The organism is Pseudomonas sp. B14(2022) (assembly GCF_012030485.1).
Lineage (GTDB): Bacteria > Pseudomonadota > Gammaproteobacteria > Pseudomonadales > Pseudomonadaceae > Aquipseudomonas.
The window spans coordinates 57,432-82,265 of record NZ_JAAUVM010000007.1; the positions used below are offsets into that span (position 1 = coordinate 57,432).

Annotated in this window: 22 protein-coding genes; 21 read left to right on the forward strand and 1 reads right to left on the reverse strand. The window is 61.3% G+C overall.

Annotation, left to right across the window (positions count from 1 at the left end):
• Window positions 1-125 precede the first annotated feature (125 nt).
• The 21 genes from HCF10_RS12755 (at window position 126) to nuoN (ending at window position 23,925) form a co-directional block, all read left to right on the forward strand.
• Complete coding sequence (locus HCF10_RS12755; RefSeq protein ID WP_167655670.1) at window positions 126-572, forward strand: NUDIX hydrolase; 447 nt, start codon at window positions 126-128, stop codon at window positions 570-572.
• Between the two features lie 59 nt (window positions 573-631).
• Entirely contained in the window at window positions 632-1,756 is a 1,125-nt protein-coding gene (gene mnmA, locus HCF10_RS12760) for a tRNA 2-thiouridine(34) synthase MnmA (protein ID WP_131698061.1), read from the forward strand.
• The gene (hflD, locus tag HCF10_RS12765; RefSeq protein WP_027606331.1) at window positions 1,753-2,376 is read left to right on the forward strand and encodes a high frequency lysogenization protein HflD; all 624 of its coding nucleotides are present in this window, start codon (window positions 1,753-1,755) and stop codon (window positions 2,374-2,376) included. The genes mnmA and hflD overlap by 4 nt, the downstream gene beginning before the upstream one ends.
• A 125-nt stretch (window positions 2,377-2,501) precedes the next feature.
• Window positions 2,502-3,872: an adenylosuccinate lyase gene (gene purB / locus HCF10_RS12770; RefSeq protein ID WP_032889684.1), complete on the forward strand. Its 1,371-nt coding sequence runs from the start codon at window positions 2,502-2,504 to the stop codon at window positions 3,870-3,872.
• 84 nt (window positions 3,873-3,956) lie between these two features.
• Window positions 3,957-5,123 carry a ribosomal protein uL16 3-hydroxylase gene (locus HCF10_RS12775; RefSeq protein ID WP_167655671.1) on the forward strand — a complete coding sequence of 389 codons (1,167 nt, stop codon included), beginning with the start codon at window positions 3,957-3,959 and terminating at the stop codon, window positions 5,121-5,123.
• Window positions 5,116-5,538, forward strand: a complete 423-nt coding sequence (locus HCF10_RS12780) for a GNAT family N-acetyltransferase (RefSeq protein WP_131698064.1) — start codon at window positions 5,116-5,118, stop codon at window positions 5,536-5,538. Before HCF10_RS12775 ends, HCF10_RS12780 begins: the two co-directional genes overlap by 8 nt.
• Before the next feature lie 231 nt (window positions 5,539-5,769).
• Window positions 5,770-6,507: a secretin N-terminal domain-containing protein gene (locus tag HCF10_RS12785; RefSeq protein ID WP_131698065.1), complete on the forward strand. Its 738-nt coding sequence runs from the start codon at window positions 5,770-5,772 to the stop codon at window positions 6,505-6,507.
• Between the two features lie 495 nt (window positions 6,508-7,002).
• Window positions 7,003-8,328: an isocitrate lyase gene (aceA, locus tag HCF10_RS12790; RefSeq protein WP_003219577.1), complete on the forward strand. Its 1,326-nt coding sequence runs from the start codon at window positions 7,003-7,005 to the stop codon at window positions 8,326-8,328.
• Window positions 8,329-8,987: 659 nt separating this feature from the next.
• A complete protein-coding gene (locus HCF10_RS12795) occupies window positions 8,988-9,401 on the forward strand; it encodes an NADH-quinone oxidoreductase subunit A (RefSeq protein ID WP_003219575.1) in 414 nt (137 codons plus the stop codon).
• A gap of 10 nt (window positions 9,402-9,411) precedes the next feature.
• Window positions 9,412-10,086 carry a NuoB/complex I 20 kDa subunit family protein gene (locus HCF10_RS12800; RefSeq protein WP_003174719.1) on the forward strand — a complete coding sequence of 225 codons (675 nt, stop codon included), beginning with the start codon at window positions 9,412-9,414 and terminating at the stop codon, window positions 10,084-10,086.
• A 72-nt stretch (window positions 10,087-10,158) separates the two neighbouring features.
• Window positions 10,159-11,943, forward strand: coding sequence for an NADH-quinone oxidoreductase subunit C/D (gene nuoC, locus HCF10_RS12805; protein WP_090402815.1), 1,785 nt, complete (start codon window positions 10,159-10,161; stop codon window positions 11,941-11,943).
• Window positions 11,944-11,945: 2 nt separating this feature from the next.
• Entirely contained in the window at window positions 11,946-12,443 is a 498-nt protein-coding gene (nuoE, locus tag HCF10_RS12810; RefSeq protein WP_127880709.1) for an NADH-quinone oxidoreductase subunit NuoE, read from the forward strand.
• On the forward strand, window positions 12,440-13,795 hold the full coding sequence (nuoF, locus tag HCF10_RS12815) for an NADH-quinone oxidoreductase subunit NuoF (protein ID WP_027606325.1): 1,356 nt from the start codon (window positions 12,440-12,442) through the stop codon (window positions 13,793-13,795). Before nuoE ends, nuoF begins: the two co-directional genes overlap by 4 nt.
• 134 nt (window positions 13,796-13,929) lie before the next feature.
• A complete protein-coding gene (nuoG, locus tag HCF10_RS12820) occupies window positions 13,930-16,644 on the forward strand; it encodes an NADH-quinone oxidoreductase subunit NuoG (protein ID WP_167655672.1) in 2,715 nt (904 codons plus the stop codon).
• Window positions 16,641-17,648 carry an NADH-quinone oxidoreductase subunit NuoH gene (nuoH, locus tag HCF10_RS12825; RefSeq protein WP_057721782.1) on the forward strand — a complete coding sequence of 336 codons (1,008 nt, stop codon included), beginning with the start codon at window positions 16,641-16,643 and terminating at the stop codon, window positions 17,646-17,648. The genes nuoG and nuoH overlap by 4 nt, the downstream gene beginning before the upstream one ends.
• 11 nt (window positions 17,649-17,659) lie before the next feature.
• Window positions 17,660-18,208, forward strand: coding sequence for an NADH-quinone oxidoreductase subunit NuoI (nuoI, locus tag HCF10_RS12830; protein ID WP_003174725.1), 549 nt, complete (start codon window positions 17,660-17,662; stop codon window positions 18,206-18,208).
• 9 nt (window positions 18,209-18,217) lie between these two features.
• On the forward strand, window positions 18,218-18,721 hold the full coding sequence (nuoJ, locus tag HCF10_RS12835; protein WP_003174726.1) for an NADH-quinone oxidoreductase subunit J: 504 nt from the start codon (window positions 18,218-18,220) through the stop codon (window positions 18,719-18,721).
• 2 nt (window positions 18,722-18,723) lie between these two features.
• Entirely contained in the window at window positions 18,724-19,032 is a 309-nt protein-coding gene (gene nuoK / locus HCF10_RS12840) for an NADH-quinone oxidoreductase subunit NuoK (RefSeq protein ID WP_003174727.1), read from the forward strand.
• On the forward strand, window positions 19,029-20,882 hold the full coding sequence (gene nuoL, locus HCF10_RS12845; RefSeq protein WP_145337656.1) for an NADH-quinone oxidoreductase subunit L: 1,854 nt from the start codon (window positions 19,029-19,031) through the stop codon (window positions 20,880-20,882). Before nuoK ends, nuoL begins: the two co-directional genes overlap by 4 nt.
• 39 nt (window positions 20,883-20,921) lie before the next feature.
• Complete coding sequence (gene nuoM / locus HCF10_RS12850; RefSeq protein WP_048728604.1) at window positions 20,922-22,454, forward strand: NADH-quinone oxidoreductase subunit M; 1,533 nt, start codon at window positions 20,922-20,924, stop codon at window positions 22,452-22,454.
• Between the two features lie 7 nt (window positions 22,455-22,461).
• Window positions 22,462-23,925, forward strand: coding sequence for an NADH-quinone oxidoreductase subunit NuoN (nuoN, locus tag HCF10_RS12855; protein WP_003174731.1), 1,464 nt, complete (start codon window positions 22,462-22,464; stop codon window positions 23,923-23,925).
• A gap of 126 nt (window positions 23,926-24,051) precedes the next feature.
• Here the strand turns inward: nuoN and HCF10_RS12860 are convergent, their stop codons facing one another.
• Window positions 24,052-24,804: an outer membrane beta-barrel protein gene (locus tag HCF10_RS12860; protein ID WP_167655673.1), complete on the reverse strand. Its 753-nt coding sequence runs from the start codon at window positions 24,802-24,804 to the stop codon at window positions 24,052-24,054.
• Window positions 24,805-24,834: the final 30 nt, after the last annotated feature.

The window sequence follows — 24,834 nt, forward strand, 5'->3', positions numbered from 1 at the left end:
TAAAATGTCAGGCGCATCATGCAGATTGCTTATGCATCATCCCTGTGTGAGGGGCAAGCCCCCCTCACACACTGACTGCAACCCAGCCCCAAGCCTGTGCGGCATCCCGAATCGAGAGGCATCCCATGACCTGGCAACCCCACATCACCGTCGCCACCATCGTCGAAGACAACGGCAAATTCCTGATGGTCGAAGAACTCAAGGGCGGCCGCGCCGTGCTCAATCAGCCCGCCGGCCACCTCGACCCGCATGAAACCCTGACCGAGGCCGCCGTGCGCGAAACCCTCGAAGAAACCGGCTGGGACGTGGACGCCACGGGCATCGTCGGCATCTACCTGTACACCGCCCCCAGCAACGGCGTGACCTACCAGCGCGTGTGCTTCATCGCCAAGGCCTTGAAACACCACCCGGACTACCAACTCGACGAAGGCATCCTGCGCGCCCGCTGGCTGACCCGTGACGAGCTGATGGCCGTGCGCGACGACTGGCGCAGCGAGCTGATCATCCGCTGTATCGATGATTATCTGGCCGGCCAGCGTCACAGTCTGGAATTGATCCGCCCTTCTCTTTAGCCTTGCGGGCCCAGGCCTGCTAGAATCGCGTCCTTTTTCAAGACACCCGTTGAAACCCTATGCGTGATCCAGCCCCTTCTGACACACAAAAGAAGCGCGTCATCGTCGGCATGTCCGGCGGCGTGGATTCTTCCGTTTCCGCCGTTCTGCTCATGGAGCAGGGTTATGAGGTGGAAGGCCTGTTCATGAAGAACTGGGAAGAAGACGATGGAACGGAATATTGCACCGCCATGGACGACCTGGCGGACGCCCAGGCCGTGTGCGACAAGATCGGTATCAAGCTGCACACCGCCAACTTCGCCGCCGAGTACTGGGACAACGTGTTCGAGCACTTCCTGGCCGAATACAAGGCCGGTCGCACGCCGAACCCGGACATCCTGTGCAACCGCGAAATCAAGTTCAAGGCGTTCCTCGACTACGCCATGATCCTTGGCGCCGACTTAATTGCCACTGGCCACTACGTGCGCCGCCGTGACATCGATGGCCGCACCGAACTGCTCAAGGGCCTGGACCCGAACAAGGACCAGAGCTACTTCCTGCACGCCGTCGGCGGCGAGCAGATCGCCAAGACCCTGTTCCCGGTGGGCGAACTGGAAAAGCCCGAAGTCCGCAGGATCGCCGAGCAACACGGCCTGGCGACCGCCAAGAAGAAGGATTCCACCGGGATCTGCTTTATCGGCGAGCGCCGCTTCAGCGACTTCCTCAAGCAGTACCTGCCGGCGCAACCGGGTGAGATCAAGACCACCGAGGGTGAAGTGATCGGCCGTCACCACGGCCTGATGTACCACACCATCGGCCAGCGCCAGGGCCTGGGCATCGGCGGCTTGAAGGACGCCGGCGAAGAGCCGTGGTACGTGCTGGTCAAGGACCTGGAACACAACGTGCTGATCGTCGGCCAGGGCAATGAACACCCGCTGCTGTTCTCGGGCGCGCTGCTGGCCTCGGAGATCTATTGGGTCAACCCGATCGACCTGAGCACCCCGCGCCGCCTGACCGCCAAGGTGCGCTACCGCCAGAGCGACCAGCCCTGCACCCTGGAAAAAACCGCCAGCGGCTACCGCGCCACTTTCGATGACCCGCAACGTGCGGTCACCCCTGGCCAGTCGGTGGTGTTCTATGACGGCGAAATCTGCCTGGGCGGCGGCGTGATTGAAGTCGCCGAAGCCTGGAGCAACCCGGCATGAGCCCGACCCAGGAGCAACTGACGGCACTCGGCGGGGTATTTCTCTCCGCCGTGCTGGTGGACAAGATCGCCAAGACCGGCCAGGTCACCGAAGCCGGCCTGACCTGCATGCTCGGCAGCCTGCTGATCCGCGACCCCAAGGACACCCTGGAAGTCTACGGGGGCGACGACCTCGCACTGCGTGAAGGCTACCGCGCCCTGATCGGCGCCCTGGAGCGCGACCCCAGCACCTTGCAGCGCGAGCCGCTGCGTTATGCCCTGTCGATGCTCGGCCTCGAGCGCCAACTGGCCAAGCGCGAGGACATGCTGGAAACCATCGGCAAACGCCTGCCCCAGATCCAATCCCAGGTAGAGCACTTCGGCCCGGCCCACGAAAACGTGATCGCCGCCTGCGGTGCGCTGTACCAGGACACCTTGAGCACCTTGCGCCAACGCATCCAGGTGCACGGCGACATGCGCAACCTGCAGCAACCGAACAACGCCTCGAAAATCCGCGCCCTGCTGCTGGCCGGTATTCGTTCGGCGCGGTTGTGGCGGCAATTGGGCGGTCATCGTTGGCAACTGGTGATCAGCCGACGCAAATTGCTCAAAGAGCTTTACCCGTTGATGCGCAACGAATAAGTCGCACCAACAGACTATTTTCAAGCCGTTACGCGTAATACGCCGGTCAGTTGGCAACGGACCGGCGAATTTTTTCATGTATGATACGCGCCCCATTTCGTTGCCCGACTGTCCGAGAACACCCCATGCAGCTCTCTTCGCTCACTGCGGTTTCCCCTGTTGACGGCCGCTACGCCGGCAAAACCCAGGCCCTGCGCCCTATTTTCAGCGAATACGGCCTGATCCGTGCTCGTGTATTGGTTGAAGTGCGCTGGCTCCAGCGCCTGGCCGCTCACCCCGCCATCAGCGAAGTGCCGGCGTTCTCCGCCGAAGCCAACGCTGTGCTCAACACCCTGGCGGAAAACTTCTCCCTGGAGCACGCCGAGCGTGTGAAAGAGATCGAGCGCACCACCAACCACGACGTCAAAGCCATCGAATACCTGCTCAAGGAGCAGGCGGCCAAGCTGCCGGAACTGGCCCAGGTCAGCGAATTCATCCACTTTGCCTGCACCAGCGAGGACATCAACAACCTGTCCCACGCCCTGATGCTGCGCGAAGGCCGTGATGACGTGATGCTGCCGCTGATGCGCCAGACCGCCGAAGCCATCCGTGAGCTGGCCATCCGCTTCGCCGACGTGCCGATGCTGTCGCGTACCCACGGCCAGCCAGCGTCGCCGACCACCCTGGGCAAAGAACTCGCCAACGTGGTGTACCGCCTGGAGCGCCAGATCGCTCAAGTCGCCGCAGTCCCGCTGCTGGGCAAGATCAACGGCGCCGTCGGCAACTACAACGCCCACCTGTCGGCCTACCCTGAGATCGACTGGGAAGCCAACGCCCGCGCCTTCATCGAAGACGAGCTGGGCCTGGGCTTCAACCCGTACACCACGCAGATCGAACCGCACGACTACATCGCCGAGCTGTTTGACGCCATTGCGCGCTTCAACACCATCCTGATCGACTTCGATCGCGATATCTGGGGCTACATCTCCCTGGGTTACTTCAAGCAGCGCACCATTGCCGGTGAAATCGGTTCGTCGACCATGCCGCACAAGGTCAACCCGATCGACTTCGAAAACTCCGAAGGCAACCTCGGCATCGCCAACGCCCTGTTCCAGCACCTGGCCAGCAAGTTGCCGATCTCCCGCTGGCAGCGCGACCTGACCGACTCCACCGTACTGCGCAACCTCGGCGTGGGCTTTGCCCACAGCGTGATCGCGTACGAAGCCAGCCTCAAGGGCATAAGCAAACTGGAGCTCAACGCGCAGAAAATCGCCGCTGACCTGGACGCCTGCTGGGAAGTGCTGGCGGAGCCGATCCAGACCGTGATGCGCCGCTACAACATCGAAAACCCTTACGAGAAGCTGAAAGAGTTGACCCGTGGCAAGGGCATCAGCCCTGAAGCACTGCAAACTTTCATCGACGGCCTGGACATGCCAGCCGCGGCCAAGGCCGAGCTCAAGCTGCTCACCCCGGCCAACTACATCGGCAACGCTGTAGAGCAAGCCAAGCGCATCTGATTCGCGCTAGCCCCCTTGAGACGCCCGGCCGCGCCGGGCGTTTTTATTCCAGTCTGAAAAGTGCTTTTTTTCAATAGGTTACACATGAATCCTGACATCCCTCTTCAACTTCTGGGCGGCATCACGGCACGGGAATTCCTGCGCGACTACTGGCAGAAAAAACCGCTGCTGATCCGCCAGGCGATCCCTGACTTCGAAAGCCCGATCGACGCCGACGAACTCGCCGGCCTGGCCCTGGAAGAAGAAGTCGAATCGCGCCTGGTGATCGAACACGGCGAACGCCCGTGGGAACTGCGCCGCGGCCCGTTCGCCGAAGACGCCTTCAGCACCTTGCCTGAGCGCGAGTGGACCCTGCTGGTACAGGCGGTCGACCAGTTCGTCCCAGAAGTGGCCGAGCTGCTGGAGCAGTTCCGCTTCCTGCCAAGCTGGCGCATCGATGACGTGATGATCAGCTTTGCCGCACCCGGCGGCAGCGTAGGCCCGCACTTCGACAACTACGACGTATTCCTGCTGCAAGCCCAGGGCAAGCGCAACTGGAAGATCGGCCAGATGTGCAGCTCCGAAAGCCCGCTGCTGCCACACGCCGACCTGCGCATCCTCGCCGAATTCGAAGAAAGCGCCGAATGGGTGCTGGAACCGGGCGACATGCTCTACCTGCCGCCGCGCCTGGCGCATTTCGGCATCGCCGAAGATGACTGCATGACGTACTCGGTGGGCTTTCGCGCACCAAGCGCCGCTGAAGTACTGACCCACTTCACCGACTTCCTCGCCCAGTACCTGACCGACGAAGAGCGCTACACCGACGCCGACGCGCAGCCGGTCAGCGACCCGCACCAGATCCAAAGCGACGCCCTCGACCGCCTCAAGAGCCTGCTGGCCGAGCACATGAGCGACGAGCGCATGCTGCTGACCTGGTTCGGCCAATTCATGACCGAACCGCGCTACCCGGAAATGGTGGCGGGCGAAGAACTGGGCGAAGACGACTTCATCAGCAGCCTGCAAGACGGCGCGATCCTGGTGCGCAATCCAAGCGCGCGCATGGCCTGGTCGGAAGTCGACGATGACGTATTGCTGTTCGCCAGCGGCCAGAGCCGCTACCTGCCGGGCAAACTGCGCGAGCTGCTGAAACTGGTCTGCGCCGCCGATGCACTGCACGCCGAAAACCTCGGCGAATGGCTGTTGGACGAAGACGCCCGCGACCTGCTGTGCGAGCTGGTCAAGCAAGGAAGCCTGGGGTTTGCTGATGAATAAGATTCACGTAAGTGTCGCGGACTGGCATAAGGATATCGCCGAGATTCGGCGCATTCGTGAAGCGGTATTTATCGCTGAACAATCGGTCCCACCTGAACTGGAGTGGGACGCGGACGACGCAGACGCGGTGCATTTCCTTGCATTCGAAGGCGACTTTCCGATTGGTACCGCGCGCCTGCTGCCGAGCGGCGAGATCGGTCGTGTGTCGGTGCTCAAGGACTGGCGCGGACTGAAGGTCGGCGACAAGCTGATGGAAGCGGTGATTGGCGTGGCCGAGCAACGTGGCCAGACCAAGCAGTTCCTGAGTGCGCAGGTGTATGCGGCGCCGTTCTATGAGCGACTGGGCTTCAAGATCGTCAGCGAGGAATTCCTGGAAGTCGGGATTCCCCATGTCGATATGGTGCGCGGGGGCTGATTCGAGACCGCGTCGCTGCCATCGGGGGCAAGCCCCCTCCCACACTTGACCGCATCCCCAAGGATGTACTCGGTCAAAATGTGGGAGGGGGCTTGCCCCCGATGGCTATTTCAGCAACACCAACAATGCCCTGCCATGCCAGGGCATTTTGCCGTCTACGATTCAAATTGCGACCTCCCAGGCCGACAAACTGGCACTATCAAGCCTAAATGACTCGCAGAGATAACGGACATGTCCCTACGCACCCTGCTCACCGCCCTCCTCCTGACTGCCAGTTGCTCGGCCATGGCCGACACCGAAGTCGTCAACCTGAGCAACCGCACCAGCACCGACCTGCTCCCCGTGGCGCAGAATTTCATCGGCAAGGACGGCACCGTCAGCGCCTACGGCAACCAGCTAATTGTCAACGCCGCCCCCGGCAAGATCCAGGATCTGCGTGCACTGCTCGCCCAACTGGACACACCGGCCAAGCGCCTGCTGATCACCGTCGACACCAACGAAAACAACCAGCAGAACAGCGGCGACAGCCAGACCCGCATCATCAGCTACGGCACCGCCAGCCGCGACGGCGGCATCCAGCAGATCCAGGCCAGCGAAGGCGTGCCTGCGCTGATCCAGGTCGGCCAGAGCGTGCCACTGACCACGACCCAGCCCGACGCCTACGGTCGCCCGCAGAACCAGACCCAGTACCGCAACGTCACCCAGGGCTTCTACGTCACCGCCAGCGTCACCGGCGAGACCGTGCATTTGGCGATCAGTACCAACCGTGACCGCATGAGCCAGGAACGTCCCGATGTAGTGAATGTGCAAAGTACCGACACAAGCGTCAGCGGGCGCCTTGGCGAATGGATCCCCCTGGCCGGCATCAACCGTGAGACCCAGGCCGATAAATCCTCTACAACCCGCAGCTACTCTACCCAGGGCCGTGATGACCTGACGTTGCGGGTTAAGGTCGACACCCTGAACTGAAGCACCAAAAACTGACTGATGAGTCGTATTAGACTAAAGATGTAGTGCCATAAAAAAAGCACTACAAAACATTTGACGATCCAAAAAAGCATGGGCATGATGGCCTCGCTCCCGCTAATCAGGGGCCCTAGCAAGGGCCTTCGGATCGACGCTCCAAGCTACCCACCCGAGCCGATTCGTGTCTGTACCGCCCACAAGGCGTGTTTGACGAGGTTGCGACTGGAACGAAGTTGTCCCGAGGGACGGAAGCTAACCAGGTGACCCGGCTACACACTGATGGATCGTACAAAGGCCCACGATGCCCGAAGACCGTTCGCAGTTCGCCCTTACCTGCTCAACTCCCCCCCTTGAGCCGTCGTTCATCCCGTCGCCTACTCCGTCGAACTCAACTTGAACACCTGAGCTTCTGGTCAGCGAGCAGCCATAACCACGCATTCACTACGTGGCTGGCAAATGGAATTTTCCACCTAGACCTATGCGACGAGGTTTTCCCCCATGGCACTGACACGCGAACAGCAAATTGCAGCCCTCGAGAAAGACTGGGCTGAAAACCCACGCTGGAAAGGCGTAACCCGCGCTTATTCCGCTGCTGACGTCGTCCGCCTGCGTGGCTCGGTTCAACCTGAGCACACCTTTGCAAAACTCGGCGCCGAGAAGCTGTGGAAGCTGGTCACCCAAGGTGCCAAGCCGTCCTTCCGCCCCGAGAAAGATTTCGTCAACTGCATGGGCGCCCTCACTGGCGGCCAGGCAGTCCAACAGGTGAAAGCCGGTATCCAGGCGATCTACCTGTCCGGCTGGCAAGTGGCAGCGGACAACAATTCCGCTGAATCCATGTACCCCGACCAATCGCTGTACCCGGTGGACTCCGTGCCGACCGTGGTCAAGCGCATCAACAACTCGTTCCGTCGTGCCGACCAGATCCAGTGGAAAGCCGGTAAAGGCCCGGGCGACGAAGGCTACATCGACTACTTCGCGCCAATCGTGGCCGACGCCGAAGCCGGTTTCGGTGGCGTACTGAACGCCTACGAGCTGATGAAAAGCATGATTGAAGCTGGCGCTGCCGGCGTGCACTTCGAAGACCAACTGGCTTCGGTGAAGAAATGCGGCCACATGGGCGGCAAGGTACTGGTACCGACCCAGGAAGCCGTGCAGAAACTGACCGCTGCCCGCCTGGCGGCTGACGTTGCCGGCACGCCGACCATCATCCTGGCCCGTACCGACGCCAACGCTGCGGACCTGCTGACTTCGGACTGCGACCCGTACGACCAACCGTTCGTGACGGGCGAACGCACCCAGGAAGGTTTCTACAAAGTGCGCGCCGGTCTCGACCAGGCCATCGCCCGCGGCCTGGCCTACGCGCCGTACGCCGACCTGATCTGGTGCGAAACCGCCAAGCCGGACCTGGACGAAGCGCGTCGCTTTGCTGAAGCGATCAAGAAGGAATACCCGGACCAACTGCTGTCCTACAACTGCTCGCCTTCCTTCAACTGGAAGAAAAACCTGGACGACGCAACCATTGCCAAGTTCCAGCGCGAACTGTCCGCTATGGGCTACAAGCACCAGTTCATCACCCTGGCCGGCATTCACAACATGTGGCACAGCATGTTCAACCTGGCGCACGACTACGCCCGCAACGACATGACCGCCTACGTGAAGCTGCAGGAGCAGGAATTCGCTGACGCCGCCAAGGGCTACACCTTCGTGGCCCACCAGCAGGAAGTGGGCACCGGCTACTTCGACGACATGACCACCGTGATCCAGGGCGGCACCTCGTCCGTGACCGCGCTGACCGGCTCGACCGAAGAAGAGCAGTTCCACTGATCGATGTGAGTACACGGCCACTGCGGACCCGTTAAAGAGCTAACCGCAGTGCCGCACGACAATCACGCCCCGACTGGTTCGGGGCGTTTTTTTGCCGGTACGCATCTCACTGATTCAATAAGGGCAAAAGGGCAAAATGTGGGAAGGGTCTTGCCCCGGTACAGACCGGAGACATCCTTTACGTTTGAAACCGGAGACATCCTTTACAAGCCTCCTCCCACAAGGGAACGCATGCAACCTGAAGATTTTGTCCAAAACCTTGATCCAGAGCGCTATTCGTTGCAGATAAATCGGTTAAAAGATCCGCTCCAACAACTAGCGCTAATCAGGCAAGTAACGGCAACTTACTCCGCTGCATGAGAAACAATCGCTTAAACCCCACGCAAACAATACTCATTATCATTTGCCACATAAAAACTTCGTTACAGGTTAAACAAAACACATTTGATAAAATGCCCGCTAATGCCCGCCCCGCAAGGGCTACAGCCCCAAGAAGGTGCACTATGTGCTTATTCCATCGAATAATTTCGCCCTAGGAATTTTACTTGCCCGGTGTTTAGCCATAAAATCACCGCGATTGATTGCAGTGCGACATATCGTCACTGCATCGTTACTTTTTCGAGCTCAGAGACCTTTGCTCTCTGTTAAGGATTTCCAGCATGACCGAAGCGACAGGACTCATGGCCCACAACTGGGGCTTTGCCATTTTCCTCCTCGGTGTTGTCGGCCTTTGCGCCTTCATGCTCGGTGTTTCCAGCCTCCTCGGGTCAAAAGCCTGGGGCCGCAGCAAGAATGAACCGTTTGAATCCGGCATGCTGCCTACAGGTGGCGCCCGCTTGCGGCTCTCAGCCAAATTCTATCTGGTCGCGATGCTCTTCGTGATCTTCGATATCGAAGCCCTCTTTCTCTTTGCCTGGTCTGTGTCCGTCCGCGAAAGCGGCTGGACCGGATTCGTCGAAGCTCTCGTTTTCATAGCAATTCTGTTGGCAGGCCTTGTCTACCTATTTCGAGTGGGCGCCCTTGATTGGGCTCCGGAAGCTCGTCGTAAGCGGCAAGCGAAGCTGAAACAATGAGGCTTTGGCGATGCAATACAATCTCACCAGGATCGACCCGGATGCTCCTAACGAGCAGTACCCCATCGGCGAACGGGAAACCGTTTCCGATCCGTTAGAAGACCAAGTCCACAAAAACATCTACATGGGCAAGCTGGAAGACGTGCTGAGTGGCGCGGTCAACTGGGGACGTAAGAACTCCCTGTGGCCGTACAACTTCGGTCTTTCGTGCTGCTACGTGGAAATGACCACCGCCTTCACGGCGCCCCACGACATCGCACGCTTTGGCGCCGAAGTTATCCGGGCATCGCCGCGCCAGGCGGATTTCATGGTTATCGCCGGTACCTGCTTTATCAAGATGGCGCCGATCATTCAGCGTCTCTACGAGCAAATGCTCGAGCCAAAGTGGGTTATCTCCATGGGTTCGTGCGCCAACTCCGGTGGCATGTACGACATCTACTCCGTGGTTCAAGGGGTGGACAAGTTCCTGCCCGTGGACGTCTACGTGCCTGGCTGCCCGCCCCGCCCCGAAGCATTCCTGCAAGGCTTGATGCTGTTGCAGGAATCGATTGGCAAGGAGCGTCGCCCGCTTTCCTGGGTCGTCGGCGATCAAGGCGTGTACCGCGCCGAGATGCCGTCGCAAAAGGAACAGCGCCGCGAACAGCGAATCGCAGTCACCAACCTGCGCAGCCCCGACGAAGTCTGATCCAGCACCGCTTCTTTTATAGAACGAAAACCTGGCTTCATTCTTTACGTTGACCGAAAGCGATAAAAAACCATGACTACAGGCAGTGCTCTGTACATCCCGCCTTATAAGGCAGACGACCAGGATGTGGTCGTCGAACTCAATAACCGTTTTGGCCCTGACGCCTTCACCGCCCAGGCCACACGCACCGGTATGCCGGTGCTGTGGGTGGCGCGCGCCAAGCTCGTCGAAGTCCTGACCTTCCTGCGCAACCTGCCCAAGCCGTACGTCATGCTCTATGACCTGCATGGCGTGGACGAGCGCCTGCGCACCAAGCGCCAAGGCCTGCCGAGCGGCGCCGATTTCACCGTGTTCTACCACCTGATGTCGCTGGAACGTAACAGCGACGTGATGATCAAGGTCGCACTGTCCGAGAGCGACCTGAGCATCCCGACCGTGACCGGTATCTGGCCCAACGCCAGCTGGTACGAGCGCGAAGTCTGGGACATGTTCGGTATCGACTTCCCGGGCCACCCGCACCTGACGCGCATCATGATGCCGCCAACGTGGGAAGGTCACCCGCTGCGCAAGGACTTCCCTGCCCGCGCCACCGAATTCGACCCGTTCAGCCTCAACCTCGCCAAGCAGCAACTTGAAGAAGAGGCCGCGCGCTTCCGTCCGGAAGACTGGGGCATGAAGCGTTCCGGCACCAACGAGGACTACATGTTCCTCAACCTGGGCCCGAACCACCCTTCGGCTCACGGTGCCTTCCGCATCATCCTGCAGCTGGACGGCGAAGAAATCGTCGACTGCGTACCGGACATCGGCTACCACCACCGTGGTGCCGAGAAGATGGCCGAGCGCCAGTCGTGGCACAGCTTCATCCCGTACACCGACCGTATCGACTACCTCGGCGGCGTGATGAACAACCTGCCGTACGTGCTATCGGTCGAGAAGCTGGCCGGCATCAAGGTCCCGGACCGCGTCGACACCATCCGCATCATGATGGCCGAGTTCTTCCGGATCACCAGCCACCTGCTGTTCCTGGGTACCTATATCCAGGACGTCGGCGCCATGACCCCGGTGTTCTTCACCTTCACCGACCGCCAGCGCGCCTACAAGGTCATCGAAGCCATCACCGGTTTCCGCCTGCACCCGGCCTGGTACCGCATCGGCGGTGTCGCCCACGACCTGCCGAATGGCTGGGAACGCCTGGTCAAGGAATTCATCGACTGGATGCCCAAGCGCCTGGACGAGTACCAGAAAGCCGCCCTGGACAACAGCATCCTCAAGGGTCGGACCATCGGCGTTGCCGCCTACAACACCAAAGAGGCCCTGGAATGGGGCGTCACCGGTGCCGGCCTGCGTTCGACCGGTTGCGACTTCGACCTGCGTAAAGCGCGCCCCTATTCCGGCTACGAGAACTTCGAGTTCGAAGTCCCGCTGGCGGCCAATGGCGACGCCTACGACCGTTGCATCGTGCGCGTCGAAGAAATGCGCCAGAGCCTGAAGATCATCGAGCAGTGCATGCGCAACATGCCGGCCGGCCCGTACAAGGCGGATCACCCGCTGACGACGCCGCCGCCGAAAGAGCGCACGCTGCAGCACATCGAAACCCTGATCACGCACTTCCTGCAGGTTTCGTGGGGTCCGGTAATGCCGGCCAACGAATCCTTCCAGATGATCGAAGCGACCAAGGGTATCAACAGTTATTACCTGACGAGCGATGGCGGCACCATGAGCTACCGCACCCGGATTCGTACCCCAAGCTTCGCCCACTTGCAGCAGATCCCTTCGGTGATCAAAGGCGAGATGGTCGCGGACTTGATTGCGTACCTGGGTAGTATCGATTTCGTTATGGCCGACGTGGACCGCTAAGCATGAACAGCACGCTTATCCAGACAGACCGTTTCACCCTGAGTGAAACCGAGCGCTCGGCCATCGAGCACGAGCTGCATCACTACGAAGACCCGCGCGCGGCGTCGATCGAAGCCTTGAAGATCGTCCAGAAGGAACGTGGCTGGGTGCCGGACGGCGCCCTCTACGCCATCGGCGAGATCCTCGGCATCCCCGCCAGCGACGTTGAAGGCGTGGCGACGTTCTACAGCCAGATCTTCCGCCAGCCGGTCGGCCGTCACATCATTCGCGTGTGCGACAGCATGGTCTGCTACATCGGTGGCCACGAATCAGTGGTCAGCGAGATCCAGAACACGCTGGGCATCGGCCTCGGCCAAACCACCCCGGACGGCCGCTTCACGCTGCTGCCGGTGTGCTGCCTGGGCAACTGCGACAAGGCGCCGGCGTTGATGATCGACGACGACACATTCGGTGACGTGCAGCCTGCTGGCGTGACCCAATTGCTCGAGGGCTACCCATGACCCTGACTTCCTTCGGCCCGGCCAACCTGATCAAGCGTTCGGCCGAAACCCACCCGCTGACCTGGCGCCTGCGTGACGACGGCGAGCCGGTATGGCTCGACGAGTACCAGGCCAAGAACGGTTACGCCGCTGCGCGCAAGGCCTTCGCCGACATGGCCCAGGACGACATCGTCCAGACCGTGAAGGACGCCGGCCTCAAGGGTCGCGGCGGTGCAGGCTTCCCCACGGGCGTGAAGTGGGGCCTGATGCCCAAAGACGAGTCCATCAACATCCGCTACCTGCTGTGCAACGCGGATGAAATGGAACCCAACACCTGGAAAGACCGCATGCTGATGGAGCAACTGCCCCATCTGCTGATCGAAGGCATGCTGATCAGCGCCCGCGCGCTGAAAACCTACCGTGGCTACATCTTCCTGCGCGGCGAATACACCACCGCCGCCAAGCACCTCAACCGTGCCGTGGCAGAAGCCAAGGCCGCAGGCCTGTTGGGCAAGAACATCCTCGGTTCGGGTTTTGACTTCGAACTGTTCGTGCACACCGGCGCCGGTCGTTACATCTGCGGTGAAGAAACCGCACTGATCAACTCCCTCGAAGGCCGCCGCGCCAACCCGCGTTCCAAGCCGCCCTTCCCTGCCGCCGTGGGCGTGTGGGGCAAGCCGACCTGCGTGAACAACGTCGAGACCCTGTGCAACGTGCCGGCGATCATCGCCGACGGCGTGGACTGGTACAAATCGTTGGCCCGCGAAGGCAGCGAAGACATGGGCACCAAGCTCATGGGCTTTTCCGGCAAGGTCAAGAACCCTGGCCTGTGGGAACTGCCATTCGGCGTGACCGCACGCGAGCTGTTCGAGGACTACGCCGGCGGCATGCGCGACGGCTACACCCTCAAGGCCTGGCAGCCAGGCGGCGCCGGCACCGGCTTCCTGCTCCCCGAGCATCTTGACGCACAGATGTATGCCGGCGGCATCGGCAAGGTGGGCACCCGGATGGGTACCGGCCTGGCGATGGCGGTGGACAACACCGTGAACATGGTCTCGCTGCTGCGCAACATGGAGCAGTTCTTTGCCCGTGAATCCTGCGGCTTCTGCACCCCATGCCGCGACGGCCTGCCGTGGAGCGTCAAGCTGCTGATGGCCCTGGAAAATGGCGAAGGCCGCGAGGGTGACATCGAGACCCTGCTGGGGCTGGTCGGTTTCCTCGGCCCAGGCAAGACCTTCTGTGCTCACGCACCGGGCGCCGTGGAGCCATTGGGCAGCGCAATCAAATACTTCCGCTCGGAGTTCGAAGCCGGCATCGCGCCTACCAGCGCCGCCGTCCCGCCTCTGGCAAGGCCGATCGTAGTCGGCGCGTAACGCTTAAAAAGCGAAGGGTCCGTGCCCTTCGCTTTCTCATGTGCTGACGCCGTCAAGGCTGTGTAGATGCACATGAACAACAAGATTCCATTAGCCACGCCCGCTGACAACGGGCCAACGAAGAACTTTGAACCATGGCCACTATCCACGTAGACGGCAAAGCGCTCGAAGTCGATGGGGCGGACAACCTGTTACAGGCGTGTCTGTCACTAGGCCTCGACATCCCTTATTTCTGCTGGCACCCCGCGCTTGGTAGCGTCGGTGCCTGTCGCCAGTGTGCGGTCAAGCAGTACACCGACGAAAACGACACCCGTGGTCGTATCGTCATGTCCTGCATGACCCCAGCCACCGACAACACCTGGATCTCCATCGACGATGATGAATCCAAGGCGTTCCGCGCCAGCGTTGTCGAATGGCTGATGACCAACCACCCCCACGACTGCCCGGTCTGTGAGGAAGGCGGTCACTGCCACCTGCAAGACATGACGGTGATGACCGGCCACAACGAGCGCCGTTATCGCTTCACCAAGCGTACCCACCAGAACCAGCAACTGGGCCCGTTCATTTCCCACGAGATGAACCGCTGCATCGCCTGCTACCGCTGCGTACGCTTCTATAAAGACTACGCCGGCGGCACCGACCTCGGCGTATTCGGCGCCCACGACAACGTGTACTTCGGTCGCGTTGAAGACGGCGTGCTCGAAAGCGAGTTCTCCGGCAACCTCACCGAGGTCTGCCCGACCGGTGTGTTCACCGACAAGACTCACTCCGAGCGCTACAACCGTAAGTGGGACATGCAGTTCTCGCCAAGCATCTGCCATGGCTGCTCGAGCGGTTGCAACATCTCCCCCGGCGAGCGCTACGGCGAACTGCGTCGCATCGAAAACCGCTTCAACGGTTCGGTCAACCAGTACTTCCTGTGCGACCGTGGCCGTTTCGGCTATGGCTACGTCAACCGCGAAGACCGCCCACGCCAGCCACTGCTGGCCGATGGCGCCAAGCTGAGCCTGGACGCGGCACTGGATAAAGCCGCCGACCTGCTGCGCGGCCGCAACATCGTCGGTATCGGTTCGCCCCGCGCCAGCCTCGAAAGCAACTACGCGTTGCGCGAGCTGGTGGGTGCCGAGCACTTCTACTCCGGTATCGAAGCCGGTGAGCTGGAGCGCATTCGCCTGGTCCTGCAGGTGCTGAACGACAGCCCGCTGCCGGTGCCGAACATGCGCGACATCGAAGACCACGATGCCATCTTCGTGCTCGGTGAAGACCTGACCCAGACCGCCGCGCGTATCGCGCTGTCCCTGCGTCAATCGGTCAAAGGCAAGGCTGAAGACATGGCCGACGCCATGCGCGTACAGCCTTGGCTCGACGCTGCGGTGAAAAACATCGGCCAGCACGCGCTGAACCCGCTGTTTATCGCAAGCCTGGCTGAAACCAAGCTCGACGACATCGCCGAAGAATGCGTCCACGCTGCACCGGACGACCTGGCGCGCCTCGGTTTCGCCGTGGCCCACGCCCTCGACGCCAGCGCACCAGCGGTCGAAGGCCTGGACACTGAAGCCGTCGAATTGGCCCAACGCATCGCCGACGCCCTGCTGGCAGCCAAGCGTCCATTGATCATTGCCGGTACCTCGTTGGGTTCCAAGGCATTGATCGAAGCCGCCGCCAACATCGCCAAGGCCTTGAAGCTGCGCGACAAGAACGGCTCCATCAGCCTGGTGGTGCCGGAAGCCAACAGCCTCGGCCTGGCCATGCTCGGTGGCGAGTCCCTGGACGCGGCCCTGCAAACCGTGATCGAGGGCACTGCCGATGCGATCGTGGTGCTGGAAAACGACCTGTACACCCGCACCGATGCCGCCAAGGTTGACGCTGCGCTGAACGCCGCCAAGGTCCTGATTGTCGCCGACCACCAGAAGACCGCCACCAGCGACCGTGCCGACCTGGTGCTGCCAGCCGCCACCTTCGCCGAAGGCGACGGTACCCTGGTCAGCCAGGAAGGCCGCGCCCAGCGCTTCTTCCAGGTGTTCGATCCGAAGTACATGGACGCCAGCATCCTGGTTCACGAAGGCTGGCGCTGGCTGCATGCCCTGCGCGCGACCCTGCTGAACCAGCCGATCGACTGGACCCAGCTCGACCACGTGACCGCCGCCGCCGCCGCGAGCGCGCCGCAGCTGGCGCGTATCGTCGACGCCGCACCGTCCGCCGCGTTCCGCATCAAGGGCATGAAGCTCGCCCGTGAGCCGCTGCGTTACTCCGGTCGTACCGCCATGCGCGCCGACATCAGCGTGCACGAACCGCGTACCCCGCAAGACAACGACACCGCGTTTGCCTTCTCCATGGAAGGTTACTCGGGTTCGGTCGAGCCACGTCAGCAGGTGCCGTTTGCCTGGTCGCCGGGCTGGAACTCGCCGCAGGCCTGGAACAAGTTCCAGGACGAAGTCGGTGGGCATATCCGCGCCGGCGACCCGGGCACCCGCCTGATCGAACCCCAGGGCGACGCGCTGAACTGGTTCGCTGCGGTCCCGCGCCCGTTCAACCCGGCCCAGGGCACCTGGCAGGTTGTGCCGCTCTTCCACCTGTTCGGCAGCGAAGAGACCTCTTCCAAGGCCGCGCCGGTACAAGAGCGCATTCCCGAAGCCTACGTGTCCTTGGCCAAGTCCGAAGCCGACCGCCTGGGCGTCAACGAGGGTGCCCTGCTCAGCGTGACCGTGGCCGGCCAGACCCTGCGTCTGCCGCTGCGCATCAACGAAGCGTTGGGTGCCGGCCTGGTTGCACTGCCTAAAGGCCTCGCCGGTATCCCGCCTGCGATCTTTGGCAAAACCGTTGACGGTCTGCAGGAGGCAGCGCAATGACCTGGTTCACCCCTGAAGTGATCGACGTGATCATCTCGGTCGTCAAGGCCATCGTGATCCTGTTGGCCGTGGTCGTCGCGGGCGCCCTGCTCAGCTTCGTCGAACGTCGCCTGCTGGGCTGGTGGCAGGACCGTTACGGTCCGAACCGCGTTGGCCCGTTCGGTATGTTCCAGATCGCTGCCGACATGCTGAAGATGTTCTTCAAGGAAGACTGGACCCCGCCGTTTGCCGACAAGGTGATCTTCACCCTGGCACCGGTCGTGGCCATGAGCGCCTTGCTGATCGCGTTCGCAGTCATCCCGATTACCCCGACCTGGGGCGTGGCGGACCTGAACATCGGCCTGCTGTTCTTCTTCGCCATGGCTGGCCTGTCGGTCTACGCGGTGCTGTTCGCCGGCTGGTCGAGCAACAACAAGTTCGCCCTGCTGGGCAGCTTGCGGGCCTCGGCCCAGACCGTGTCCTACGAAGTGTTCATGGGCCTCGCGCTGATGGGCATCGTGGTGCAGGTCGGCTCGTTCAACATGCGCGACATCGTCGAGTACCAGGCGCAGAACCTGTGGTTCATCATTCCGCAGTTCTTCGGCTTCTGTACCTTCTTCATCGCCGGCGTCGCCGTGACTCACCGTCACCCGTTCGACCAGCCGGAAGCGGAACAGGAACTGGCCGACGGTTACCACATTGAATACGCCGGCATGAAATGGGGCATGTTCTTCGTCGGTGAGTACATCGGCATCATCTTGATCTCGGCCCTGCTGGTCACGCTGTTCTTCGGCGGCTGGCACGGTCCATTCGGCATCCTGCCGCAGCTGGCGTTCTTCTGGTTCTTCCTGAAGACCGCGTTCTTCATCATGCTGTTTATCCTGCTGCGCGCTTCCATTCCGCGTCCACGGTATGACCAGGTGATGGATTTCAGCTGGCGTTTCTGCCTGCCGCTGACCCTGATCAATTTGCTGGTGACTGCTGCCGTTGTGTTGTTGAACACGCCAGCGGGCGCGGTTCAGTGAGGATTTGACCCATGTTCAAATATATTGGCGACATCGTTAAGGGTACCGGTACCCAGTTGCGAAGCCTGGTGATGGTTTTCGGCCATGGCTTTCGCAAGCGCGACACCCTGCAATACCCGGAAGAAGCGGTGTACCTGCCACCGCGCTATCGCGGCCGCATCGTACTGACCCGCGACCCCGATGGCGAAGAGCGTTGCGTAGCCTGCAACCTGTGCGCCGTGGCGTGCCCGGTGGGTTGCATCTCCCTGCAGAAAGCTGAAACCGAAGACGGTCGCTGGTACCCGGACTTCTTCCGCATCAACTTCTCGCGCTGCATTTTCTGCGGCCTCTGCGAGGAAGCTTGCCCGACCACCGCGATCCAGCTCACACCGGATTTCGAGATGGCCGAGTTCAAACGTCAGGACCTGGTGTACGAGAAAGAAGATCTGCTGATCTCTGGTCCCGGTAAAAACCCTGATTACAACTTCTATCGTGTTGCAGGTATGGCCGTTGCCGGTAAGCCGAAAGGCGCCGCACAAAACGAAGCCGAGCCGATCAACGTGAAGAGCTTGCTGCCTTAAGGAAGAAAGATGGAATTCGCTTTCTATTTCGCATCGGGTATTGCAGTGGTGTCCACGCTTCGCGTGATCACCAACACCAACCCCGTGCACGCCCTGCTCTACCTGATCATTTCGCTGATCGCCGTGGCCATGACCTTCTTCAGCCTCGGCGCGCCGTTCGCCGGTGTGCTCGAAGTGATCGCCTACGCCGGCGCCATCATGGTGCTGTTCGTGTTTGTGGTGATGATGCTCAACCTCGGGCCGGCCTCGGTCGCCCAGGAACGCGTCTGGCTCAAGCCCGGCATCTGGCTCGGCCCGGTTGTCCTCGCAGCGCTGCTGCTGGGTGAACTGCTGTATGTGCTGTTCGCTCACCAGAGCGGCCAGGCCATCGGCCACACCACCGTGGACGCGAAAGCCGTGGGCATCAGCCTGTTCGGCCCGTACCTGCTGGTGGTCGAACTGGCTTCGATGCTGCTGCTCGCCGCAGCCATCACCGCCTTCCACTTGGGCCGTAACGAAGCCAAGGAGCAATGACGATGCCTGCTATCCCTTTGGAGCATGGTCTGGCGGTCGCCGGCATCCTGTTCTGCCTTGGCCTGGTCGGCCTGATGGTTCGCCGTAACATTCTGTTCGTGTTGATGAGCCTGGAAATCATGATGAACGCTGCGGCACTGGCGTTCATCGTTGCAGGTGCACGTTGGGGCCAGCCGGATGGACAAGTGATGTTCATCCTGGTGATCAGCCTGGCAGCCGCCGAGGCCAGTATCGGCCTGGCGATCCTGCTGCAACTGTATCGTCGCTTCCACACGCTTGATATCGACGCTGCCAGTGAGATGCGCGGATGAACATGATCTTTCTGACTTTCGTATTTCCCCTGATCGGTTTCCTGCTGCTGTCGTTCTCTCGCGGACGCTGGTCGGAAAACCTTTCGGCCCTGATCGGTGTGGGCTCCATTGGCCTGTCGGCCATTGTCGCCGCCTACGTCATCTGGCAATTCAACGTGGCGCCGCCGGAAGGTGGTCACTACACCCTGGTGCTGTGGCAGTGGATGTCGGTGGAAGGCTTCAAGCCCAACTTCGCCCTCTACGTCGACGGCCTGTCGATCACCATGCTCGGCGTGGTCGTCGGCGTGGGCTTCCTGATCCACCTGTTCGCGTCCTGGTACATGCGCGGTGAAGCGGGCTACTCGCGCTTCTTCTCGTACACCAACCTGTTTATCGCCAGCATGCTGTTCCTGGTGCTCGGCGATAACCTGTTGTTCCTGTACTTCGGTTGGGAAGGCGTGGGCCTGTGCTCGTACCTGTTGATCGGTTTCTACTACAGCAACCGCAACAACGGTAACGCGGCACTCAAGGCATTTATCGTCACCCGGATCGGCGACGTGTTCATGGCCATCGGCCTGTTCATCCTGTTCCAACAGGTGGGCACGCTGAACATCCAGGAACTGCTGGTGCTGGCACCGCAGAAATTCCAGGTCGGCGACTTCTGGATCACCCTGGCGACCCTGATGCTGCTGGGCGGCGCCGTGGGTAAATCCGCGCAACTGCCGCTGCAAACCTGGCTGGCGGATGCGATGGCCGGTCCTACCCCGGTGTCGGCACTGATCCACGCCGCAACCATGGTTACCGCCGGTGTCTACCTGATCGCCCGTACCCACGGCCTGTTCACCCTGGCGCCGGACATCCTGCACCTGGTGGGCATCGTCGGCGGCGTGACCCTGGTACTGGCCGGCTTCGCCGCGCTGGTGCAGACCGACATCAAGCGTATCCTCGCCTACTCGACCATGAGCCAGATCGGCTACATGTTCCTGGCCCTGGGCGTCGGCGCCTGGGACGCGGCGATCTTCCACCTGATGACCCACGCCTTCTTCAAGGCCCTGCTGTTCCTGGCCTCCGGTGCGGTGATCGTGGCCTGCCACCACGAGCAGAACATCTTCAAGATGGGCGGCCTGTGGAAGAAACTGCCACTGGCCTACGCCAGCTTCATCGTCGGTGGTGCCGCCCTGGCCGCCCTGCCGCTGGTGACCGCCGGTTTCTACTCCAAGGACGAAATCCTCTGGGAAGCCTTTGCCAGCGGTAACCAGAACCTGCTGTACGCAGGCCTGGTGGGTGCGTTCATGACCTCGCTGTACACCTTCCGCCTGATCTTCATCACCTTCCACGGTGAAGCCAAGACCGAAGCACACGCAGGCCACGGCATCTCCCACTGGTTGCCACTGTCGGTGCTGATCATCCTGTCGACCTTCATCGGCGCCCTGATCACCCCGCCACTGGCCGGTGTACTGCCGGAAAGCGCCGGCCATGCCGGCGGCGCCGCCAAGCACAGCCTGGAAATCGCCTCGGGCGCCATTGCCATCGCCGGTATCCTGCTGGCGGCCATGCTGTTCCTCGGCAAGCGTCGCTTCGTGACCGCCGTGGCCAACAGTGGCATCGGCCGTTTCCTCTCGGCCTGGTGGTTCGCGGCCTGGGGCTTCGACTGGATCTACGACAAACTGTTCGTCAAGCCATACCTGGCCATCAGTCACGTGCTGCGTAAAGACCCGCTCGACCAGACCATCGGTTTGATCCCGCGCGCGGCCAAAGGCGGTCACACCGCCCTGAGCCGTACCGAGACTGGCCAATTGCGTTGGTATGCAGCTTCCATGGCGGCCGGTGCCGTGCTGGTGATCGGCGCCATCGTTGTGGTAGCGGTCTGATATGAACTTTGCGAACTTGCGAAAGGAAACGAGCCCGTCATGATTCTGCCCTGGCTAATCCTGATCCCCTTTATCGGCGGCCTGCTCTGCTGGATGGGTGAACGCTTCGGCGCCACCCTCCCCCGCTGGATTGCGTTGCTGACCATGTCCCTGGAACTCGCACTCGGCCTCTGGCTGTGGGCCCATGGCGACTATTCATTTGCTCCGGCACCGGGTGTCGATCCGACGTTCGCGCTTGAATTCAAGCACGTGTGGATCCAGCGCTTCGGCATCAACGTGCACCTGGCCCTCGATGGCCTGTCGCTGTTGATGATCCTGCTGACCGGCCTGCTGGGTATCCTCTCGGTACTCTGCTCCTGGAAAGAGATCCAGCGTCACGTGGGCTTCTTCCACCTGAACCTGATGTGGATCCTGGGCGGCGTGGTCGGCGTGTTCCTCGCCCTCGACCTGTTCATGTTCTTCTTCTTCTGGGAAATGATGCTGGTGCCGATGTACTTCCTCATCGCGCTCTGGGGTCACAGTTCTTCGGACGGCAAGAAAACCCGGATCTACGCGGCGACCAAGTTCTTCATCTTCACCCAGGCTTCCGGCCTGATCATGTTGGTGGCGATCCTGGGCCTGGTACTGGTCAACTTCAACTCGACGGGCGTGATTACCTTCAACTACGCCGACCTGTTGAAAACCAAGATGTCCCTGACCACCGAGTACATCCTCATGCTGGGCTTCTTCATCGCCTTCGCGGTGAAGCTGCCGGTGGTGCCGTTCCACTCCTGGCTGCCTGACGCTCACGCCCAGGCGCCGACCGCCGGTTCCGTGGACCTGGCCGGTATCCTGCTGAAGACGGCGGCCTACGGCCTGCTGCGTTTCGCCCTGCCGCTGTTCCCGAATGCCTCGGCCGAGTTCGCGCCGATTGCCATGACCCTCGGTCTGATCGGGATCTTCTACGGTGCGTTCCTGGCGTTCGCGCAAACCGACATCAAGCGTCTGATTGCCTTCTCGTCCGTTTCCCACATGGGCTTCGTACTGATCGGCATCTACTCCGGCAGCCAGCTGGCGTTGCAGGGTGCAGTGATCCAGATGTTGGCCCACGGTGTCTCCGCCGCCGCACTGTTTATCCTGAGTGGCCAGTTGTACGAGCGCCTGCACACCCGTGACATGCGTGAGATGGGCGGCGTGTGGTCGCGCATTGCGTACCTGCCGGCGATCAGCCTGTTCTTTGCCGCCGCCTCCCTGGGCCTGCCGGGTACCGGTAACTTCATCGGCGAGTTCCTGATCCTGATGGGTGCCTTCGTGCAAACGCCGTGGATCAGTGCCATTGCTACTTCCGGCCTGGTATTCGGTTCGGTCTACTCGCTGATCATGATCCACCGCGCCTACTTCGGCCCGGCCAAGTCCGACGCCGTCCTGAAAGGGATGGATGCTCGCGAACTGATCATGGTGCTCGGCCTTGCGGTATTGCTGATCTACATCGGCGTATACCCGCAGCCGTTCCTGGACACTTCTGCCGCAACGATGCATGGCGTGCAGCAGTGGTTCGGCACCGCCTTCTCTCAACTCGCTTCGGCCCGGTAAGAGCGCTATGGAATTCACGATCCAACACTTTATCGCGCTTGCGCCGCTGCTGATCACCAGCCTCACCATCGTGGTGGTGATGCTGGCGATCGCCTGGCGCCGCAATCATTCACAAACGTTCCTGCTGTCCTGTGCCGGTTTGAACCTGGCCTTGCTGTCGATTATCCCGGCACTCAAGGTCGCGCCACTGGCGGTGACCCCGCTGATGATGGTCGATGACTTCGCGCTGCTGTATATCGCGCTGATCCTCGTCGCCACCCTCGCCTGCGTCACCCTCGCCCACGCCTACCTCGGCGAAGGCGGCACCGGCTACCCGGGCAACCGCGAAGAGCTGTACCTGCTGATCCTGCTGGCTGCGGCCGGCGGTATCGTGCTGGTCAGCGCTCAGCACCTGGCCGGCTTGTTCATCGGCCTGGAACTGCTGTCGATCCCGACCTACGGCCTGGTGGCCTACGCCTTCTTCAACAAGCGTTCCCTGGAAGCCGGCATCAAGTACATGGTGCTGTCGGCCGCCGGTTCCGCGTTCCTGTTGTTCGGTATGGCCCTGCTCTACGCCGAAGCCGGCAGCCTGAGCTTCACCGGTATCGGTCACGCCCTGGCGGCCACCAACAGCCCCGCGCCGATTGCCCAACTGGGCCTGGCGATGATGCTGATCGGCCTGGCGTTCAAGCTCTCCCTGGTGCCGTTCCACCTGTGGACCCCGGACGTGTACGAAGGCGCCCCGGCGCCGGTGGCGGCGTTCCTGGCGACCGCGTCCAAGGTCGCTGTGTTTGCGGTGATGGTGCGTCTGTTCCAGATCTCGCCTGCCGCCAACACCGGCGTGCTGAGCAACGTCCTGACCGTGATCGCCATCGCGTCGATCCTGTTCGGCAACCTGCTGGCGCTGACCCAGAACAACCTCAAGCGTCTGTTGGGTTACTCGTCCATCGCTCACTTCGGCTACCTGCTGATCGCCCTGGTGGCGAGCAAAGGCCTGGCCGTGGAAGCCATCGGCGTGTACCTGGTCACCTACGTGATCACCAGCCTCGGCGCGTTCGGCGTGATAACCCTGATGTCCTCGCCTTACAAAGGCCGTGACGCCGACGCCCTGTACGAATATCGCGGCCTGTTCTGGCGCCGTCCGTACCTGACCGCCGTACTCACCGTGATGATGCTGTCCCTGGCCGGTATCCCGCTGACTGCGGGTTTCATCGGCAAGTTCTACATCGTCGCTACCGGTGTCGAAGCCCACGAGTGGTGGCTGGTTGCGTCCCTGGTGCTGGGCAGTGCCATCGGCGTGTTCTACTACCTGCGCGTGATGGTCACCCTGTACCTGATCGAGCCAAACCTGCGCCGTGTGGATGCCGAGCTGCACTGGGAACAGAAAGCCGGTGGTGTGATGCTGCTGGCTATCGCCCTGCTCGCCTTCTTCCTGGGCGTGTACCCACAACCGTTGCTCACCCTGGTGCAGCACGCGGTGCTGGGGGTTTGATCGCTTAGCGGTATGTGAGTCAACAGAAACGGCGCCTTCGGGCGCCGTTTTTGCGTTCTGGGCTGACCTGCAATAGCTCTAAAAAAAACGCCCCGAATGTTCGGGGCGTTTTACGTTGCAACCGCGTTAAAACGCGATGCCTACCTTGACCCCGTATTCATCCCGCTTGAGCCGAGTGTTATCGGCCACTTCGGAATCACCGTCTAGCTTGTATTCGGTGCGGGTGTAGTAAAGGCCCGCCATCACCGGCAGGTCGCCCTTCTGGTTCATCAGCAGGCTGACTTCGGCGTAAGGGTTGGTGCGGTCCTTGAGGTCTACGGTGTCGCTGCCCACGCCGTCCACCTTGAGCTTCGTACGACCATCAAGGGTGCGACGCGCACCCGCTTCAAAACGCAGCGTCATGTCATCGAACTGATGGTTGTAGCCAAAGGCTGCCTTGGCGAACGGCGACTTGTTGGTGAGTTCCATGTCGTAGTCGTTCGAGTCCAGCTCATAGCGGGTCCAGCTGTAACCGCCGCCAACGATCACGTCGACAAAGTTGCGCGCATCCAGCGCGGCACGCCAGCCGAGATCCAGGTCGGCCTGGCCTTCCTTGAGTGTGTTATCACTCTTTTCACCGTACTTGGCTTCCACGCCTGCCTGGTAGATAAAGCCCGACTCGGCGGTGAGCTTGTTGCCGAAGTTGTAGAAAAGGCCGGCTTCGGGCATGTGGTCCTTATCACTTTCACTCCCGCCTTCGAGCTTGAAGTCGTTGTAGCTCCCCAGAATCCCAAAGGTAGAAATCGGGTCAGTGGACGGTGCGGCGAACACCACGGCTGGCGCGGCGACCAGCGCCAGCAGTGAGGAATGCTTGAGGAAGTTTCCGAATAGTTTGGACATCGTTTACATCTCCTTGTCTGGTGGGCAAAT

Coding starts and splice junctions, on each gene's coding strand:
- nuoN (WP_003174731.1), top strand. CDS start 22,462: ATGGAATTCACGATCCAACACTTTATCGCGCTTGCGCCGCTGCTGATC.
- purB (WP_032889684.1), top strand. CDS start 2,502: ATGCAGCTCTCTTCGCTCACTGCGGTTTCCCCTGTTGACGGCCGCTAC.
- HCF10_RS12785 (WP_131698065.1), top strand. CDS start 5,770: ATGTCCCTACGCACCCTGCTCACCGCCCTCCTCCTGACTGCCAGTTGC.
- nuoG (WP_167655672.1), top strand. CDS start 13,930: ATGGCCACTATCCACGTAGACGGCAAAGCGCTCGAAGTCGATGGGGCG.
- HCF10_RS12780 (WP_131698064.1), top strand. CDS start 5,116: ATGAATAAGATTCACGTAAGTGTCGCGGACTGGCATAAGGATATCGCC.
- nuoK (WP_003174727.1), top strand. CDS start 18,724: ATGCCTGCTATCCCTTTGGAGCATGGTCTGGCGGTCGCCGGCATCCTG.
- nuoF (WP_027606325.1), top strand. CDS start 12,440: ATGACCCTGACTTCCTTCGGCCCGGCCAACCTGATCAAGCGTTCGGCC.
- nuoE (WP_127880709.1), top strand. CDS start 11,946: ATGAACAGCACGCTTATCCAGACAGACCGTTTCACCCTGAGTGAAACC.
- aceA (WP_003219577.1), top strand. CDS start 7,003: ATGGCACTGACACGCGAACAGCAAATTGCAGCCCTCGAGAAAGACTGG.
- HCF10_RS12795 (WP_003219575.1), top strand. CDS start 8,988: ATGACCGAAGCGACAGGACTCATGGCCCACAACTGGGGCTTTGCCATT.
- nuoJ (WP_003174726.1), top strand. CDS start 18,218: ATGGAATTCGCTTTCTATTTCGCATCGGGTATTGCAGTGGTGTCCACG.
- hflD (WP_027606331.1), top strand. CDS start 1,753: ATGAGCCCGACCCAGGAGCAACTGACGGCACTCGGCGGGGTATTTCTC.
- nuoL (WP_145337656.1), top strand. CDS start 19,029: ATGAACATGATCTTTCTGACTTTCGTATTTCCCCTGATCGGTTTCCTG.
- nuoM (WP_048728604.1), top strand. CDS start 20,922: ATGATTCTGCCCTGGCTAATCCTGATCCCCTTTATCGGCGGCCTGCTC.
- mnmA (WP_131698061.1), top strand. CDS start 632: ATGCGTGATCCAGCCCCTTCTGACACACAAAAGAAGCGCGTCATCGTC.
- nuoH (WP_057721782.1), top strand. CDS start 16,641: ATGACCTGGTTCACCCCTGAAGTGATCGACGTGATCATCTCGGTCGTC.
- HCF10_RS12755 (WP_167655670.1), top strand. CDS start 126: ATGACCTGGCAACCCCACATCACCGTCGCCACCATCGTCGAAGACAAC.
- HCF10_RS12860 (WP_167655673.1), bottom strand. CDS start 24,804: ATGTCCAAACTATTCGGAAACTTCCTCAAGCATTCCTCACTGCTGGCG.
- HCF10_RS12775 (WP_167655671.1), top strand. CDS start 3,957: ATGAATCCTGACATCCCTCTTCAACTTCTGGGCGGCATCACGGCACGG.
- nuoI (WP_003174725.1), top strand. CDS start 17,660: ATGTTCAAATATATTGGCGACATCGTTAAGGGTACCGGTACCCAGTTG.
- HCF10_RS12800 (WP_003174719.1), top strand. CDS start 9,412: ATGCAATACAATCTCACCAGGATCGACCCGGATGCTCCTAACGAGCAG.
- nuoC (WP_090402815.1), top strand. CDS start 10,159: ATGACTACAGGCAGTGCTCTGTACATCCCGCCTTATAAGGCAGACGAC.